The sequence below is a fragment of the Mycobacterium sp. URHB0044 genome (assembly GCF_000620625.1).
In the GTDB taxonomy this organism is placed as follows: domain Bacteria; phylum Actinomycetota; class Actinomycetes; order Mycobacteriales; family Mycobacteriaceae; genus Mycobacterium.
This window is the reverse complement of the sequence record NZ_JIAW01000023.1, coordinates 25,683-43,064: the sequence shown is the minus strand read 5'-3', so window position 1 is coordinate 43,064 and position 17,382 is coordinate 25,683. Positions and strand designations below refer to the sequence as shown.

14 protein-coding genes are annotated in these 17,382 nt (G+C 68.2%); 5 read left to right on the top strand and 9 right to left on the bottom strand.

Annotation, left to right across the window (positions count from 1 at the left end; all coding sequences use genetic code 11):
- Positions 1 to 46 precede the first annotated feature (46 nt).
- Positions 47 to 1,210, top strand: a complete 1,164-nt coding sequence (locus N536_RS0131035) for a hypothetical protein (protein ID WP_036438241.1) — start codon at positions 47 to 49, stop codon at positions 1,208 to 1,210.
- A 2-nt stretch (positions 1,211 to 1,212) separates the two neighbouring features.
- On the opposite strand, the gene N536_RS0131030 is transcribed toward N536_RS0131035, so the two are convergent.
- The 3 genes from N536_RS0131030 to N536_RS0131020 form a co-directional block, all read right to left on the bottom strand.
- Positions 1,213 to 2,490 (bottom strand): wax ester/triacylglycerol synthase domain-containing protein, encoded by a 1,278-nt coding sequence (locus N536_RS0131030; protein WP_029117172.1) that lies wholly within the window; start codon positions 2,488 to 2,490, stop codon positions 1,213 to 1,215.
- 430 nt (positions 2,491 to 2,920) lie between these two features.
- Positions 2,921 to 3,139 (bottom strand): hypothetical protein, encoded by a 219-nt coding sequence (locus tag N536_RS42435; protein WP_155948815.1) that lies wholly within the window; start codon positions 3,137 to 3,139, stop codon positions 2,921 to 2,923.
- Between the two features lie 364 nt (positions 3,140 to 3,503).
- A complete protein-coding gene (locus N536_RS0131020; protein ID WP_369798488.1) occupies positions 3,504 to 6,800 on the bottom strand; it encodes a LuxR C-terminal-related transcriptional regulator in 3,297 nt (1,098 codons plus the stop codon).
- A gap of 171 nt (positions 6,801 to 6,971) precedes the next feature.
- Here N536_RS0131020 and N536_RS39950 point away from each other — a divergent pair, with 171 nt between their 5' ends.
- On the top strand, positions 6,972 to 7,823 hold the full coding sequence (locus N536_RS39950) for a maleylpyruvate isomerase family mycothiol-dependent enzyme (protein WP_155948814.1): 852 nt from the start codon (positions 6,972 to 6,974) through the stop codon (positions 7,821 to 7,823).
- A gap of 102 nt (positions 7,824 to 7,925) precedes the next feature.
- Here the strand turns inward: N536_RS39950 and N536_RS0131010 are convergent, their stop codons facing one another.
- Positions 7,926 to 9,143, bottom strand: a complete 1,218-nt coding sequence (locus N536_RS0131010; protein WP_231514687.1) for a CdaR family transcriptional regulator — start codon at positions 9,141 to 9,143, stop codon at positions 7,926 to 7,928.
- A gap of 120 nt (positions 9,144 to 9,263) precedes the next feature.
- Between N536_RS0131010 and N536_RS0131005 the strand changes: the two genes are divergently transcribed.
- Both N536_RS0131005 and N536_RS0131000 read left to right on the top strand, forming a co-directional pair.
- A complete protein-coding gene (locus tag N536_RS0131005; protein ID WP_029117167.1) occupies positions 9,264 to 10,337 on the top strand; it encodes a ferredoxin reductase in 1,074 nt (357 codons plus the stop codon).
- Between the two features lie 34 nt (positions 10,338 to 10,371).
- Complete coding sequence (locus N536_RS0131000; RefSeq protein WP_029117166.1) at positions 10,372 to 11,523, top strand: acyl-CoA desaturase; 1,152 nt, start codon at positions 10,372 to 10,374, stop codon at positions 11,521 to 11,523.
- Here N536_RS0131000 and N536_RS0130995 read toward each other — a convergent pair.
- A complete protein-coding gene (locus tag N536_RS0130995; RefSeq protein WP_029117165.1) occupies positions 11,475 to 12,818 on the bottom strand; it encodes an APC family permease in 1,344 nt (447 codons plus the stop codon). The genes N536_RS0131000 and N536_RS0130995 overlap by 49 nt on opposite strands.
- Positions 12,819 to 12,847: 29 nt before the next feature.
- A complete protein-coding gene (locus tag N536_RS0130990) occupies positions 12,848 to 14,488 on the bottom strand; it encodes an ATP-dependent DNA helicase RecQ (RefSeq protein ID WP_029117164.1) in 1,641 nt (546 codons plus the stop codon).
- A 109-nt stretch (positions 14,489 to 14,597) separates the two neighbouring features.
- Here N536_RS0130990 and N536_RS0130985 point away from each other — a divergent pair, with 109 nt between their 5' ends.
- The gene (locus N536_RS0130985; protein WP_029117163.1) at positions 14,598 to 14,885 is read left to right on the top strand and encodes a GlsB/YeaQ/YmgE family stress response membrane protein; all 288 of its coding nucleotides are present in this window, start codon (positions 14,598 to 14,600) and stop codon (positions 14,883 to 14,885) included.
- A 34-nt stretch (positions 14,886 to 14,919) separates the two neighbouring features.
- On the opposite strand, the gene N536_RS39945 is transcribed toward N536_RS0130985, so the two are convergent.
- From N536_RS39945 to N536_RS0130970, 3 genes are read right to left on the bottom strand one after another with little or no spacing between them, the layout of a single operon-like run.
- Positions 14,920 to 15,288 carry a DUF6766 family protein gene (locus N536_RS39945; protein WP_051574882.1) on the bottom strand — a complete coding sequence of 123 codons (369 nt, stop codon included), beginning with the start codon at positions 15,286 to 15,288 and terminating at the stop codon, positions 14,920 to 14,922.
- Positions 15,289 to 15,302: 14 nt separating this feature from the next.
- Entirely contained in the window at positions 15,303 to 16,916 is a 1,614-nt protein-coding gene (locus N536_RS0130975) for an NAD(P)/FAD-dependent oxidoreductase (RefSeq protein WP_029117162.1), read from the bottom strand.
- Positions 16,903 to 17,382: an SRPBCC family protein gene (locus N536_RS0130970; RefSeq protein WP_029117161.1), complete on the bottom strand. Its 480-nt coding sequence runs from the start codon at positions 17,380 to 17,382 to the stop codon at positions 16,903 to 16,905. Before N536_RS0130970 ends, N536_RS0130975 begins: the two co-directional genes overlap by 14 nt.

The following is a 17,382-nucleotide window of genomic DNA, read 5'->3' as shown; positions in this document are numbered from 1 at the left end:
CCGAGCCCGCGGCTGGCTCGTGCATCCCGCCGCGTTGTCGGCTTTGATGGACACGGTGAGTTCCCGAATCCCGAGTGCCTGTTTCCGATTGGTGCTGCTGTTGGCACTGAGCGCGGGCCTGGTGTCGGGCTGCACCACCCCACCCGGTGGGACCCCGGCCACGCCCCCGACGTTGCCTGCATTCACGACCGCGCCGACGAAGACGTCCGAGCCGGCGGCACCGACGGGTCCCCTGGTGGCGTACCGCGCGTCGACCGAGATCGGCGTGGTGGACGGCACGGAGATCTACGCCAAGGCGTCGGGCAACTTCTCGCCCTCCAGTGAGCCGCTGGTCACCGAAGACGGCCGGTTCGTCTTCGCGGGCTCCGCGGACGGCAACCTGGTGACCCTCGACGTGCGCAGCAAGGCCACCCGCGTGATCCCGCTGCCGCAGGCCGCCCGGTTGGGCACCGCGGGAGGCAGCACGGTCGTGTGGTGGGAGCAGCCGAACCGGCTGATGCAGCTCGACCTCGCCAACGCCTCCGCCCAGCCGACGCTGCGCCAGACCGCCGACCTTCCGCCCGTCTACGGGGTGTCGCCACCGCCGGAACCCAAGTTGCTCACCGCGCGCGACGGCACCGCCATCGTCGCGCGCGTCGAGTCCACGCCGACGTCGTTCGGCGGGCCGGACACGTTGTACGCCATACGCGGCAATGCGCCACCGACGCCGCTGGGCACCGCCGACGCCAACGCGCCGGTGGCCGACGCCGTGCTCAGTCCCGACGGTGCGAGCCTGGTGTACGCGCTGTACCGGCCCTCGAGCAACAACTGCGGCACCGCCGCCGTCGTGGTGTCCAACGCGGACGGATCCCAGCAGACGTTCGACGTCGCGGCACCGGGGCCGGCGACGGGCTCACAGGTGCTGCGGATGTGGTGGCAGCAGGCCCAGCCGATGTCGCTGTCGCTCGCGACCTGGGGATGCGACCCGCCCAGTTCCTATTCGCCGCGGATATGGGACCTCGCCCCCGATCGTCTCGTCCAGGGCGACCCGCCGACGGTGGCATTGCAGGCGGCCGAGGTCTACCCGGGTCAGCGGGCGCTCATCATTCCGCGGGGCAACCCCGAGCCCGAGGCGTCGGGGACGTTGGTCATCGAGGACAGCGAGCGCCGGTTCCCGGTCAAGCCGGACGTCGACGCGATCGACGTCATCCCCGCGCCCGCCACGGGGTGACGTCAGCCCGTCGCGGTCACCAGCTCGGCGTAGGAGGCTTCGATCGCGTCGGCAAGGCGCGCGATGTCGGGCAGCGCCTGCGGGTCGGTGCACAACCCGATGCCGAGGTCGCCGGCACAGGAGATCGCCGAGATGCGCAGCGCGTGGTGGGCGGCCGGTTCCGAAGATGAAAACAGGTGCTGCACACGGCGTCCCGCGACGCCGACGGGCACGCGTGGGCCTGGCACGTTCGAGATCGCCACGCTGAACTCGCGCGCACTCCTCGAGACCCGCTGGGCAGCGTGGCCGACGTGCTTCATCCGGCCAAGGGCGTGCAGCAGGTCGTACATCTCCCCGGCGTCGTCGAGGCGTTTGCGCTCACCGGTCTCTGCGCTGATCCGGTCGAGCCGCACCAGGGGATCGGCCTCGCGCAGCGGCAGGTCGACGTTCATGAACGAGTCCCGATTGCCCAGCTCGGCGGCTCCCTCATCACGGTGATGCAGGCTGACGGGCACCTGGGCGTGCAGGTGATGCGCGAGGCCCGTCGACTGGCCGAGCCAGGTCCGCAGGCCGCCGGTGATGATCGCGAGCAGGACGTCGTTGACCGTGGCGCGGGTGGGCCTGCTGGCGCCGATCGCCTTCACCTCGGTCAGCGGCGCGACCGTGAACGCGAGTTCGCGGGCGTTGGTGATCGGGCGGTCGAAGGGCGATCGCGAACCGGGGTGACCGAGTTCGCGCAGGACGGCGCCGGGCATCCGCAGGGTCTCCGCGAAACCGCTGGGCTGGTGGACCCCTGCAGCGGTCGCCCTGGCCGGCGGGTCGTCGTGTGCGTCCCACAGCACGGCGTGCAGGAATCGGACGGCGGCGATCCCGTCGCACATCGCGTGGTGGATGCGAACCGCGATGGCCTCGCGACCGTCGGCGAGCGGTCCGATGACGTCGAACGTCCACAGCGGCCGGCTGCGGTCGAGGTGCTCGGACATCAGCGCGCTCACGATCCGCCAGAGGTCGGCCCGGGAGACGCACGACGTCGGCTGTCTCCGGACGTGATCGCGGATGTCGAAGTCGGTCGCCTGCACCCAACGCGGTTGCGGTCCCGACGTGTCGACGCGTTGAGTGGCCCGCGGTTGGCTCGGAAGCCGCTGTGCCACCGCAACTCTCAGTGCGTCGAGGTCGAGCGGGCCGGTGCCCGGCTCGAGGACGTTCAACTTCAGGGTATGGCCGGTGATCGCCGCCGATTCCATGGCGAGGATCCGCGCATCGTCCGGCGCGAGCGCATCGGGATCGTCCTGCCGGGACATCGGCTCAGTCTACGAACTCACGCTGTGGCGAGCTGCAGATACGGCGCAATGCCGGCAGGCTTCCCTACAGCGCCAGCCCTAGTCTTGGAAGCCGCTCGGTGGGCTGGTGTCCCACCGTCGTCCGCAGGTTAGACAGGCGGCCGTCTTTTGGGTGGTCTCCACCCCGCGCCTTTCCGTGCGCTCTATTCTGTGTCCTCGTAGGCGACACCACCACGGTCCCATCATCGTGGCCGCAACTGTATGGCATTTCGACGTCGACAGTGCTCGGCGCGATGCGACTTTCGGTCAAACCACGCGGGCACAGAGTGAATCGCGGCAGCCACTCCGTCCAGTCCAGTGGTTCGAAGGTGCGAGTGCGTGCCCAAGCGGTCGAGCCATTTACGAGGTCGAGGACCACCGCCGTCGCGATAAGCAAGGACAAGCACCACCACTATCCCGGCCAAGATGACGCCCCGGGATAAGACGAGGCCGCCGGGTAAGACGGGGCCGCCGGGTAAGACGAGGTGTCATAGTTCTGGAAGCCATCCACGTCGACGACGGCTGGCGGCGAGACGTCCAGCCCATCGGCAGCTGCGGTGCCGGCACCGGCACCCATGCCGAAGCTGGCCAGTCCGACCGTCACTGCCATCGCGAACCCGCTTTTGTTCATTTCGTTGCCTCTCGTTGTCTTCGCCTGTGATCTGAGCCCTGCCATGACCGTTCCCCTTGTCGTTGACGACATTTCGCCGCTTACCTCCACGGTCGCAATCGTTGGTCATGAATCGACGATGGGTTGTTGGTGGTCCCAGATCGTCAGTCAGAACGCGTAACTCCGCGGGCCGGGGGGCGTATGGACGGGAGCCGAGCGCCGTATGTCCTTACAGCGCGGGGTATATCCCACGTGTTCTGCGGTTCATGTTGGCCGCGTGCACACTGGCGTGCGCATGATCGATCAAAGCGTGGACGTCCGTGCGCAACTGGATCGCCTCTAGTGGGCACTGCTGTGGATCAAGCGCACAGTCGCTGCCTTCTGCTCACGCGTGTCGGGCAGCTTCCTGGGCCAGTTGCACGCGGGAGGCCAGTCCGAGTTTTGTGTAGACGTGGGTGAGGTGGGTTTGGACGGTGCGCGGTGATACGAAAAGCCTTGTGGCGATGTCGTTGTTGGCGAGTCCTTCGCTCACCAGTCGGACGACGTCGCGCTCGGCGGGGGTCAGTGCGGCCCAGCCACTGGTGGGGCGTTTGCGCTTACCGCGGCCGCGCTGGGCGTAGGCGATCGCCTCCTCTGTGGACAGTGCGGCGCCTTCGCCCCAGGCGGATTCAAAGTCCTTCTGGCCCATCGCGTCACGAACAGCCGCGATCGGGAATTCGAACACGTCGAAGATCTTGAAACGGACGAAACCGCCGCGCTTCCGGAGGGCATCTGCGGCGCCGAAGAGCCGTGCCGCTTCGCGGTGATTGCCGGCGCCGACGGCAAGTGCGGCAAGGCACTCGAGAGTTTCGGAGGTGGCGCCATACGCCCCAATGCTTGCGGATGCGGCCAGCGCGTCGTGCGCGTCACGGTCAGCCTGCTCCGGCTCACCCTGGGCGATCGCTACGCCCGCGCGCGTCGTCAGCGCCAACGACAGGTGAAAGCCGTTCGTCGCCGCGACGGCGTCATCGGACAGACGCCGAGCCCCGGCCAGGTCTCCGCGCGCCATCGCGGCCTGGGCCGCGTAGGCAATCCAGATCGCCGCCTGCTTGGGCTGAATGCCGAGATAGGGCAAGCCTGCCGCAATCGCCTCGTCCGCCGCGGCAACGTCGCCCGCAGCGAGGGTCGCCGCGGTCATCCCCACATAGGCGAGGCCCGGGAAGAATCCGCCGAGATCCGCGGCGGCGGCGACGGCCGCGGTGGCGGAGCCCCTGGCCGCACTCAGCTCCCCGTGATACGCCAGCATGAGCGCCTGCATGAAAAGCGCGTTGCATCCCCAGTACCGGTCGTGAGCAGCATCGGCGTCGGCGACCACCTCACTCAACTTCGCGATGGCCCCAACCGGGTCACCGGCCATCCCTTGCGCCGTAGCGAGACTCCACCGGCATCCACGGGAGGCGTGCCCGTAACCATTGGCGTCGGCGACCTCACGTCCTTCTTCGGCGACCGCGCGAACCGCGACCGGATCGCCCTCCATTACCGCCCCGACCGCCTGCCAGCTCAGAATCTGGCTGAGCCTCCACTCGTCGCCTGTCGAGCGGGCCAGGCCGATCGCCTCGGCGAAGTAGGGGCGGGCCACGTCGGGGTCGTAGACGGCGATGCAACCGCAGGCGGTCAAGGCCCGGAGCAACAGGGCCGGGTCGTCGACTTCCCGCGCGATCGCCAGGGCCTCAAGAACGTGCTCCATGTCGCTGTTGGCACCCATGAAGGCGTCGAGCATGGCCCTGTCGGCGAGCACCGCCGCGCGCACTGCGGGCGCTACCTCGCCGGGCCGTGCATCTTGGTCGGCGAGTACCGCGTCGAACCAGGCCAGTCCATCCAGGACCCGGCCCCGTCCGAGCCACAGCTCCTGCAGCGACGAGACCAGTTGCGAGGCGAGACCAATATCGGAGTTTTCGCGGCTCCAGGTGAAAGCCGCTCGCAGATTGTCGATCTCGATGTCAGCCTGCTCGAGCAGTTGCTCATGGCCGGTGGATGTCGGAATGTCGAGCATCGCCGCCAGAGCCGTGTAGTAGTCGCGGTGACGGGCACGCACTGCGTCGGCTTGGCTTGACTCGCCGAGTTTTTCCAGAGCGTACTGGCGCACCGTCTCCAGAAATCGGTATCGCATTGCACCATTTCGGTTTTCGGCCACCACTAGGGATTTGTCGACCAGCAACGTGAGCAGATCGAGGACCTGGAAGCGTTTAACGTCGGCGCCGCCGGCAACCGCCTCTGCGGCGTCGAGATCGAAGCCGCCCATGAACACCGCCAGCCGCGCGAACAAGATGCGTTCGGGCTCTGTCAGTAGCGCGTGCGACCAGTCCACCGACGCACGCAACGTCTGCTGACGGCGCACCGCGGTGCGGGCACCGCCGGTCAGCAGACGGAAGCGATCATGCAGACCGTCACGGATCTCGATCAATGACAGGACGCGCACCCGCGCCGCCGCCAGCTCGATCGCCAGCGGCACGCCGTCGAGACGCCGGCAGATCTCGGCCACCGTGCCGGCGGTCTCGTCGGTGAGGCGGAAATCGGAGCGGACCAGTCGCGCGCGGTCGCCGAACAACTCGATCGCCTCGTCGGCCAGCGAAAGCGACGGCACCCGCCAACTGACCTCGCCCGCCACGCCGATCGGCTCACGACTCGTCGCCATGAGCGTCACCACAGGGCAGCCGGCCCGCAGGCCGACAATCAGCTCGGCACACGCGTCCAGCAGATGCTCACAGTTGTCCAGCACCAACAGCATCCGGCGGTCGCCGACGAACCGCAGCAGCATGTCCATCGTGGAGCTGCCCTGCTGATCGGGCAGGCCCAGCGCGCGCATCACCGCGACTGCCACGAGACCGGGATCGGTGATTGGCGCCAAATCGACACACCAGACCCCGCCGCCGAATCCACCCGCGACCGCCGCAGCCACCTGCACTGCCAGGCGCGTCTTACCGACTCCGCCCGCCCCGGTGAGCGTCACGACCGAGTTGTCGGCCAGGATCTGCTGGACGGCATTCATTTCGGCTTCGCGTCCCACGAAACTCGTGAACTGCCCCGGAAGATGCGCGGCGACAACGGTTTCGCGGGTGCGCAACGGCGGGAAGTCCTTGCGCAGGTCGGCATGGCACAGCTGCACTACCCGTTCCGGACGGGGGAGATCGCGCAGCTGGTGCGTACCAAGGTCGGTCAGCCAGGCGTCGACCGGCAGCCGGTCGAAAACCAGATCTTCGGCTGTACCCGACAGCACCGTCTGCCCGCCGTGGGCCAAATCGCGCAGGCGCGCGGCCCGGTTGACGGTCGGCCCGATGTAGTTGCCCTCGTTGCGCAGCTGCACCTCTCCGGTATGCACCCCGATGCGCAGCCGGATCGGCGCCAGCGGCGCCCCCTGCAACTTCAGCGCACATGCCACGGCATCGCTGGCGCGCGCGAACGCGACCACGAAGCTGTCGCCTTCACCCTGCTCGACAGGCTGCACACCCTCATGGGCCGCGACGAGCTCGCACACGGTTCGGTCGAGCCGCGCGACGGCGGCCGTCATCTCCTCGGGCTGGGTCTGCCACAGCCGCGTCGAGCCCTCGACATCGGCCAGCAGCAACGTCACCGTTCCTGTCGGAAGCTCGCTCACACCCAGGTCGCTCCAGTTCAGCGGCGTGTCCGCCTCGGGTTCGCTCATGCTAGCCAGCATGCGGCCTCCGCGTACTGCGAACATCAGCGCAACCGCGTAGATTGCCGGCCCCGCGGTTCGGACCTACGACGCCGCGCCCCGCCGATTTACGCGTGCGGCCCGACGATCTCGCGCCGCCGACATCGGATCATCGACGTGAACCAATTCAAGGAGACGACCATGACGATGCGCACCACGCCGGTGGGGACGTTAGACCGACAGGCAGCCCGAGCGGCGATCAGCGGGGTTGCTGGGCGGTTTACCAAGCTGCTGCGGGAAGCCGACGACATCGGACGCCCCGTACCGTGCACCGACTGGACGATCGCTGAGACGGCGGCCCATGTGTCCGTCGTGCTCAGCGGGTTCAGCGCGGCGATCTCCGGGGAGCGGCAAGCGCTGACCCCGGAGCAGTATGTGGATGCGGACTTCCCGACCCGGCTGGCGGCCACGAACGCCGCCACCATCGCGGTGGTCGACCACACCGACGCGCGGCAACTAGCGGCGGCGATAACTGCTGGGGCACAGAGGTTTCTGACACTCGTATCGGCAGCCGACCCGGAAACGGAATGCGAGACGCCCTGGTACGGCCCCGGCAGGACGCGCACCCCGGATTGCCTCACCGCCCTGGCGCTAGGAGAACTGACCGTGCACGGGCATGACATCGCGACCGGGACGGGCCGGCCATGGCCCATCCCCGCCGAGGACGCCACCCTCATCGTGGGCACGGTCTGCCCGGAGATGTCCCCACTGGTGGTGCGGCCCAACGCGGGCCGCGGCGCACCGTTGACGTATGAGGTCCGGCTGCGCGGTAACGGCCCGCGCTACGTCATCCGAGTCGCCGACGGCACGGCGGCGGTGCGAGCAGTGGGCGGGCCGGTGGATTGTGTGATCTCCGCGGACCCGGTGACCTACCTGCTGGTGGTTTACGGGCGGATGCCGCTCGCCCGGGCGCTGCTACGCGGCGGGATCTTCGCGAAGGGCCGCCGTCCGTGGCTCGGCCTGCGCTTCAAGAACCTGTTCTTCAACCCGTGACCCCGAAATGCGCGCTGGCGCGCGATAGCCGCCGAGGAAGGATGCGGCGAGACGTCGTCGACAACAGCGGGAACGGTGCTCCTTCACCGCTCGCACACGAATCTATGAATCGCCGTCGCGCGGTAGCCGACTCGCCGCCAATGCCACCGTCAGGTCCTCCACCACGCGCGGATTCAGCAGATCCTCGCCGAACAACTCGCGCAGCTGACCCATCCGGTAGCGCACGGTCTGCGGGTGGACGAACAGTGCCGCGGCGACGTCGTCGCGACGGCCGTGGTGCAGCAGCCACGCCCGCAGCGTCTCCACCAACTTGTCCCTTACGGCGGGGCGGACGGCGTCCAGCGGCGCGAGCACTCTGGCGCGCAGGTCGGCGAGCGCATCACCATCGGCGTTGAGGACGAGCTCGGTCAGGTACTGCTCGGTGTCGATCGGATCGCCGCTGCCACCGAACAATTCGCCTGCGCGCAGAGCACGGTCGACGGAGCGACGCGCCTGTGTCCACGGCCGTTCCGGTCCGACGACCGCGCCGGCGATTCCGATCGCCCGCAGGAGTGTCGCGCGAGCGGGGCCACCGACGTCGGCGACGAGCAGCACGGTGACCGACCGCGCCGACGGCGACAGTGCGTCGTCGGGGATCTCGAGGCTGTTTGCGCCCAGCGTCGAGATGATCCGGCGTTCGTCTCCACGGGGCACCGCCACCGCGGTCAGCGTCCGTGGCGGCGGCCACTCGGCGCGCTCCGCGGTGGCCAGTAGCTGCTCGGTGGGCGCCATTGCAAAGAGTTGGCGCGCAAGGGTTTCCCGGTGCCGCTGCCGCGCAAGACCCGTCTTGGCCAGTTCGTCGGCGTGGCCCGCCACGCTGGAGGCCGACAGCCGATCGATGTAGGCGAACATCCGCTCGGCGAACACGGCGAGCTGATCACCGGGGAGCTGGTGGGTCACCGCGACGGCGCTCCACTCGCGCCACGCCGTCCGCGCGCCGACGCGGAAGGCCGCCAGCAGCACGTCGGTCGAGCGGCCCTGGCGCGCCTCCCCCTTTCCCAGCGCGAAGGCTCCGTCGAGAGCGGGCCGCACGTTGGGCGACGTATCGGGGTCGTCGCCCTCGGCCGTCAGCCGCAGAAAGGCGGCCAGCGACTGTTCCACGGCCTGTTCGATGACCTGGCCCATCCGACCACCGAAGGCGTCGGCATAACTGGGCACGTCCTCGACCACGGCGGCCACGGTGCGCTCGGCCACGGACGGCAGGACCGACCACATCGCGGTCAGGACGTCATCGGGCAGCGGTGCCCACAGCGTTCGACCGTCGTCTTGACCGTCTTCCAAGTTCAATCCACCCCTCTACCTCGCGGTTCGTCGGCTCTTTGTCCTCCTCGAACAAAACGGCGGATATTTTTCACACGTTCGTGTCGAGAAATAGTCCGCGTCGACAATCACGATATAGACATGACTTCGCTTCTCGCTGGAACCGCGCGCCGTCCGCTGCGGTCCATCGCCGAAATGGTCGCGACGCCCCTGGTGCCGCGCGACTTCCTCGACCTGATCACACCGCTCAGCAGCGGCCGTGACCTTCGCGGCCGCATCGATGCCGTCGACCGGGAAACGGCCGATGCGGTGACCGTCCGCATCCGGGTGGGCCGCGGTTGGCAGGGGCACCGCGCCGGCCAGTACGTCCGCGTCGGTGTCGACGTCGAGGGCGTGCGGCAGTGGCGCACGTACTCGATCACGTCACCGGCAGCGGCCACCCGCCACATCACCATCACCGTCAAGGCGGTTCGGGACGGCGTGGTGTCCGGCTACCTCGTCCGCCAGGCCAAGCCCGGCACCCTGGTGCACCTCAGCCAGGCCACCGGCGACTTCACGCTGCCGGCGCGCCGGCCGGCCAAGGCATTGTTCGTCACGGCGGGCAGCGGCATCACCCCCGTCATGTGCATGCTGCGCAGCCACTCGGGCGAACTCGCCGACGCCGTCCTGGTGCACAGCGCCCCGACGGACGACGACGTGGTCTTCGGCAGCGAACTCCGCAGCCTCGCCGAGTCCGGCTCCATCCGCCTGCACGAACATCACACCGCCACTTCGCCGCGCATCACGGCCGCCGATCTGGACGCCTTGGTGCCGGACTGGGCCGACCGGGAGACCTGGGCCTGCGGACCCGCCGCGCTGCTCGACGACCTCGAGGCGCACTGGGCGCGGCACGGCGCGTCGGACCGCCTGCACACCGAGCGGTTCACTGCCCCGGCCGTCGGTGGTGGCGAGGGTGGTCCCGTCAGCTTCACCAAGACCGGCTCCACGGTCGACACGTCATCTACGACAACGCTTCTCGAAGCCGGTGAGAACGCCGGTGTGCTGATGCCGTCCGGCTGCCGGATGGGCGTGTGCTTCGGCTGCGTCCTTCCCCTGCGCAACGGAGCCGTCCGCGACGTGCGCAACGGTGCCGTCACCATCGGCGCGCCCGACGCCGGCGTGCTGGTGCAGACCTGCATCTCCACCGCCGCCGGTTCGTGCGAAATCGACATCTGAACCACGACAACCACATTCATCGAAGGACATCCACATGACTGCCCTGCAGAACAAGACCATCAGCCCCATCGCGCACCTGAGCTCCGACGACGTCGAGCGCCTCGGCATCGAACTGGACGCCATCCGCCAAGGTGTGCTCGACACCCGCGGCGAAGCCGACGCCCGCTACATCCGCAAGGTCATCAAGACCCAACGCGGCCTCGAGGCGGGCAGCCGCGCCGTCCTGCTGTTCTCGCTCTTCCCGCCCGCGTGGTGGCTCGGCACCGCCGGATTGTCCGCGGCCAAGATCCTGGAGAACATGGAGATCGGCCACAACGTCATGCACGGCCAGTGGGACTGGATGCGCGACCCCAAGATTCACTCGACCACCTGGGAGTGGGACAACGCGTCGACGGCCGAGCAGTGGAAGCACTCCCACAACGAGGATCACCACACCTACACCAACGTGCTCGGCAAGGACGGTGACCTCGGCTACGGCATCATGCGCGTCGACGAGGACCAGCGCTGGGCCCCGTTCCACCTCGGCCAGCCGTTGTGGAACGCGATCAACGCGATGATGTTCCAGTACGGCATCGCCGCCTACGACCTCAAGCTCGGCAAGAACCTGAAAACTGCTGAGCGCCGCGCGAACCCGGAGTTCCGGGCCAGGGTGAAGTCGACGTTGCGCAAGATCGGCAAGCAGGGTCTGCGCGACTACGTCGTGCATCCCCTGCTGTCGGGGCCCAGCGCCATCACGACGCTCACGGCCAACCTCACCGCCAACGTGGTGCGCAACGTATGGACGCACTCGGTGATCATGTGCGGGCACTTCCCCGAAGGCGTGCAGACGTTCACGAAGACCAGTATCGACGGCGAGACACGCGGTGAGTGGTACCTGCGTCAGATGCTGGGGTCGGCCAACATCAGCGGTAGCCGCTTGTTGCACCTGATGAGCGGCAATCTTTCCTACCAGATCGAGCACCACCTGTTCCCCGACCTGCCGAGCAACCGGTACGGCGAGATCGCCCCTCAGGTGAAGGACGTGTTCGATCGTTACGGCCTCGTGTACACGACCGGACCTCTGGTCAAGCAGGTCGCGTCCGCGTGGCGCAAGGTGATCCGGTTGTCGCTGCCCAACGACTTCGGCAAGCGTCCGAGTCAGTCGGCGACGCCGTTGCGGCCGCGCACCCAGCGCGCCGCCGCGTAGAGCACCGCGCCGACGACGAGCAACACGCCCGCGAAGAGCCACACCTTGCCGCTCTGCTGGGTCAGCAGCAGCACACACGACGCCACGCCCAGTACGGGCACGAACGTCCATACCCGGAAGTGTTCGTGCGCAACGCTTTCCCGGCGCAACACCAGAACGGCGACGTTGGTGGAGATGAAGACCACCAGCAGGAGCAGCACGACGGTCTCGGCGAGCGTGGACAGGTCGCCGACCAGGGTGAGCACCATGGCGACCGCGGTGGTCGCCACGATGGCCGCCCACGGTGTCCGGCGGTTGGGCAGCGTTGCCGCCAAACCGCCTGGGAGCAGCCCGTGTTCGGCCATGCCGAAGGCCAGGCGGCTCGCCATGATCATCGTCAGCAGCGCGCCGTTCGCCACCGCCACCAAGGCGATCAGGCTGAACAACCAGTTCGGCACCGCGACACCGGACGCCGCGACGACGTCCAACAGCGGGCCCGACGACCGCGACAGCTGGTCGGCGGGCAACGCGATGGCCGCCGCGATGCCGACGAGGGCGTACACCACGCCTGCCGTCACCAGCGCGCCGAACAGCGCCCGCGGATAGACCGTGCTGGGGTGGCGGATCTCCTCGGCCACGTTGGCAGAGGTCTCGAACCCGACGAACGAGTAGTAGGCGACGATCGCACCGCCCAGAATGGCCAGTGCTGGTTGGGATCCCGGCGGAAACTGGCCCACCCGGCCGAGCTCGCCCGAACCCCCGCCGACCATGATGGCCACGCACACGACCACCAGGATCAGGCCGCTGAGTTCGATGACCGTCATGACGACGTTGCTCTTGACCGATTCGCTGATGCCCCGCGCATTCAGGCAGGCCACCAGGGCGAGGAACACGACGGCGGCAGGCACCGCGGACACGTCGACGAACGTGGTCAGGTAGTCGCCGGAGAACGCCAGCGCCAGACCCGCCGCGCTCGTCACGCCCGCAGCCAGCATGCAGAAGCCGATGAGGAACGACACCACGGGCATCTTGAACGCCCGCTTGGCGTAGACCGCGGCGCCGCCCGCCTTCGGATACTTGGTGACGAGCTCGGCGTACGAGCCCGCGGTCAGCAACGCCAGCAGCAGTGCGGCCACCAGCGGCGCCCACAGCGCGCCGCCCACGTCCTTCGCGAGCACACCCATCAGTGCGTAGACGCCCGCCCCGAGGACGTCGCCGAGGACGAACAGATACAGCAGCGGACCGGTGATCCGGCGCGCGAGCTTCGACGGCGCGTGCTCGTCGGTGCGGGTTTCGGATCCGGTTTCGGCCGTCATGGCTGACCCTTTACCCGGTTCGCGGGCGTTCAATGCGTTCCGATCGCGAGGATGTCGCCGTCGCGGACCGCTGACATGGCCAGCGTGCGGTACCCGTACTCGTCGAACAGCACGGTGATGCGGTCGGCATCCCCGCTGATCACCACGCCGGGACCCCACTCGCGGTGTTGCACGGGGGTGTCGACCGGCACCGCGGGCTCGTCGACGCGCGCGGGCGCCACCGTCCCGTCGTCGTTCTCGTCGCACCGGTCGCAGTTTCCGCACGGCTCGGCCAATGTCTCGCCGAAGTAGCCGAGCAGGAACGCCCGTCGACAATCGCGGGTTTCGGCATAGCCGCGCATCATCTCGACGCGGGTGCGGTCCACCCGTTCCGCTGCGTCGGCGATGCCGACGGCCCGGCGCACCGCGCCAGCCACGTCGTCGTCGTCGTCGTCGACGGCACGGAAGCCGGTGCGGCTCGCCGTGATCGCCGCCGCCTGCTCCAGTAGGTTGACCGCTTGGGTGAGCGCGCGGCCTCCGGTCCCCAACTCCTCGCGTAACTGCTTGAGACGCTTCGGCTTCGAACCCGACAACGCGCCGAGCACCTCGGCAAGCAGTTGCTCGTCAGCGGTGTGATTGGCGAAGAACCGCGCGAGCGACAGATCCTCCGGTCGGTAGAACAGCCGGGCCACACATTCCCCGCAGTCCCGGCCGCCACGACCGATCTGCTGGTAGTAGCTGTCCACTGAATCCGGCACCGACGCGTGCACCACGAACCGGACGCCAGGTTTGTCGATGCCCATGCCGAACGCCGAGGTGGCCGCGACGACGGTGACGTCGTCGTCGTGAAAGGCGGCGTGCACGCGGTCTCGCTCGGCTGCCTTCAAGCCCGCGTGATAGGCGGCGGCCGCGACGCCACGCTCGGACAACTGACGCGCGTATTCCTCGGCGTCCCTTCGGGTTGCCGTGTAAAGCAGGCCCGGGCCTTGAAGGCTCGCCACCGCGTCGAGTACCGCGCGCCGCTTGTCGTGATCGTCGACGTGGTGCTCGACCTCCAGCCGGATGTTGGGTCTGTCGAACCCAGTGGCGATCACGGCCGGATCGCGCAGTCCGAGGTGGTCGACGATCTCGCGGCGCACCACCGGCGAGGCCGTGGCCGTGAGTGCCACGACGGGCAGCGACTCGGCGCCCAGCCTGCGGAAGGCGTCGGCGAGGCGCAGGTAGCTGGGCCGGAAGTCGTGACCCCACGCCGAGACGCAATGCGCCTCGTCGACGACGATCAGGCCGACGCCGGCGTCGCGCAGCTCTTCGATGACGTCATCCTTGGTCAGCTGCTCAGGCGCCAGGAAGACGTACTCGACTTCCTTGGCGCGCACCGCTTCCCAGCTGCGCTGGTTCTCGGCCGCGCCTTGTCGAGAGTTGATCGCGACGGCCTGTGGCGCACCTGCATCGTTCAGCGCGGTGAGCTGATCCCACTGCAGCGCGATCAGCGGCGACACCACCAACGTGAGGCCGTCGATCAGCACGGCGGGCACCTGGTAGATCGCTGACTTGCCCGAGCCGGTCGGCATCACGGCGAGCACGTCACGGCCGCGCAGCACCGCCTCCATCGCGTCGAGCTGTTCGGGGCGTAGCTGCTGCCAGCCGAACAGCCGCTCGGCCACTTTCTCCAGTTCGGCATGTCGTGTCATCGGTGCCGCTCATACCCGGTTGGCGCGCGGCCAACCGATTCCCGGATTCAAGGCGTGCCGGCTGGGTAATCCCGAGCGCGGGACGGGAACTTCAGCTCAAGGAGTCAAAATGATCGGAACCATCATCAGCGCCATCATCGTCGGTCTCATCGTCGGTGCACTGGCGCGCCTCGTCATGCCGGGCAAGCAGAACATCGGCGTGATCATGACGATCGTGCTCGGTGCGGTCGGTTCGTTCCTGGGTACGTGGGTTTCCTACAAGCTGGGTTACTCCAACCAGAACGGCGGATTCAAGATCATTCCTTTCCTGGTGGGAATCATCTTCGCCATCCTGCTGATTGCCGGCTACCTCGGCATCACGGGACGCCGAGGCGCCACCACGCGCGCGCCAAGGTAGGTCATCAGGTAGGTCATGGAGCGCAGCGGCGGCATCACCTATGCGCTGTCGCCACTGCCTCCTGCTCCTGACCCGGCGGGGGCGTCTCGAGCCCGAGCCGATCCTGAATCCTGTCGATCTTCGCCTCGAGGCGCTCCATGTCTTCGGCGTCGACCTTGAAGATCCAGTGCTTGGCGCCCAGCAGCAGGATGGCCTGGAAGACCAGCTGCAGCCATTCGCTCTGCCAGTTCTCCAGCGTGCTCGCCATGAACGAGGTCCAGTACTCCGACCACATGAACGGTTGACCGTGCATTGCTTGTTCGCTACGGAATTCACTCAACTGGCTGAGGAACTGCCCCAGCCAGGAGCCGAAGAATAGCAGTAGCAGGACATACACCGCGCCCCACCGTCGAATGTGTCGCATTTACCGTCCTTTCGTCATTCCTCGCCACGTGCCGGGGTGAAAAGCTTTGACACCGCGCGATTGATCCGCCGACGCGGCCAGCCTCGTACGCCGTCTGCTGCCAGGGCAGCCCGGGCAGCGTTGCGCCCGCAGACGCCGTGCACGCCGCCGCCGGGACTCGCGCCGGCGCTGCCGAGGAACACGTTGCGCACCGGCGTCTCCGCCCTGCCGAATCCGGGAGTGGGCCGGAAGATCAACTGCTGATACAGCTGCGAGGTGCCGCCGTTGACGGCACCGGTGTGCAGGTTGGCGTCGCTGGCTTCCAAGTCGGACGGGCGTTGGACGGTCTTGCCGATCACGTGGTCGGCGAAACCGGGCGCGTGCTCCTCGAGTACCCGGTCGACCGACTCCGCGAGCTGCTCGGCGGAGTCGTCGTCGGCCAGTCCCCGCGGCAGATGCGTGTAGGCCCAGGCACTTTCGGTGCCGGCCGGCGAGCGGCTGGCGTCTGCGGTCGTCATCTGGCCGAACAGCATGAACGGGCGCTGCGGCAACGTGGCCGTGTTGAGGTCGGCCATCCACCGGATGAGGCCGTCGTGATCGGCGCCGAGGTGGACGGTTCCTGCGTCGGACAGACTCTTCGACCGCCAGGGGATGCGTTCGTCGAGCGCATAGTTGATCTTGAGTACCGGTGTGTCCCAGACGAAGTGCTCCAAGTCGCGCAGCAAGGTCGACGGTACGGTGTGGGCCGGCAAGAGATTCCGGTACAGCTGCGGCGCGGACGTGTCGGCGATGACGGCTCTGCGGCACTTCACCTCTGCTCCGTCGGCGGTGCGCACGGCGTCCGCCCGGTCGCCGCGGACCTCGATCGACGTGACCTGTCGGCCGCACTCGATACGGGCACCAGCCGACTCGGCGCGACGAACCAGTGCCGCGGCCAGTTGTCCCGCCCCACCGACGGGCACGGGGAACCCACCGTCCTGCGCCATCATGATCAGCAGGTAGCCCATCACGCCGCTGCCGGGCGCGTCGATGGGAACGTCGGCGTGCATTGCGTTGCCCAGCAACAGCAATCGCGCTGCCTCGCCGTCGAAGAGCTGCTCACCCATCACGCCCGCAGGCAAGAGCAGCTGGTGCGCCAGGCGCAGCGCGTCGGCGGTACCGAGCTTGCGCAGCAGCCCGACCGGGCCGCGCACGGGCGGGAACGGCGCGAACAGCGTCGCCAGCAGGGGTTCCTTGATGCGTTGCCACTGCTCGAACAGGTCACACCAGCGTCGCCCGTCGCCGGGCTGAAAGTCATCGAGTTGTGCTGCGGTGCGGTCGATGTCGCGGTAGATGACGGGGGCGTCTTCGTCGGTCGCGTCGCGTGCGTGCCCGACGACGGCGGGTGCGTGCGTCCACCGCAGGCCGTGATCTTCAAGCCCGAGGTCACGAAGCGCGGGTGAGGCCACCGACAGCGGATAGAACGCGCTGTACAGGTCGCTGACGTAGCCGGGCACCAGCTCGGCGCTCTTGACCGCGCCGCCGGGTTCGTCGTGCGCTTCGAGCACCAGCACGTCCCACCCCGCGTCGGCGAGCAGCGCCGCGGCCACCAGTCCGTTGTGGCCGGCGCCGATCACGACGGCGTCGACGGCGTCGTTATTCGACGTCATCGGGCCGCCGACGTTCGGCCAGCGCCGCCAACCGCCAGGTGCATTCGCGGTTGCGCGGCACGGCAGCGGCCAGCGCGACGCGCTTGGGCAACCAACTGAAGGGTGGGCTCACCGGAACTTCCGCCATCTCGATGCGGCAGCCGCCGCCCTCGATGTCGAACAGGCGCATGGTGATTCGCGCCGCACCGAACGGTCGGCCCTTGGCGAGCATCACCAGTTCCTCGAGCGGCTTGCACGCCTCCGACACGGTCAGGTCGTCGATCACCAGCGGCCAGATACCGATGGAGTGCCGGATCGTGCTGCCCGGCGCGGGCCACTGTGGGTCGACGGCCCGCATCCTGCTGTTGCCAACCACCCACTGGGAGTAGGTCCAGCCGTCCGCGATCACGTTCCACACCTGTTGCCGCGTGGCGGTGGTGTCACGCTTCACGGTCAACGAGCTTTCAGCCTCTTCGGGAAGTGTCAT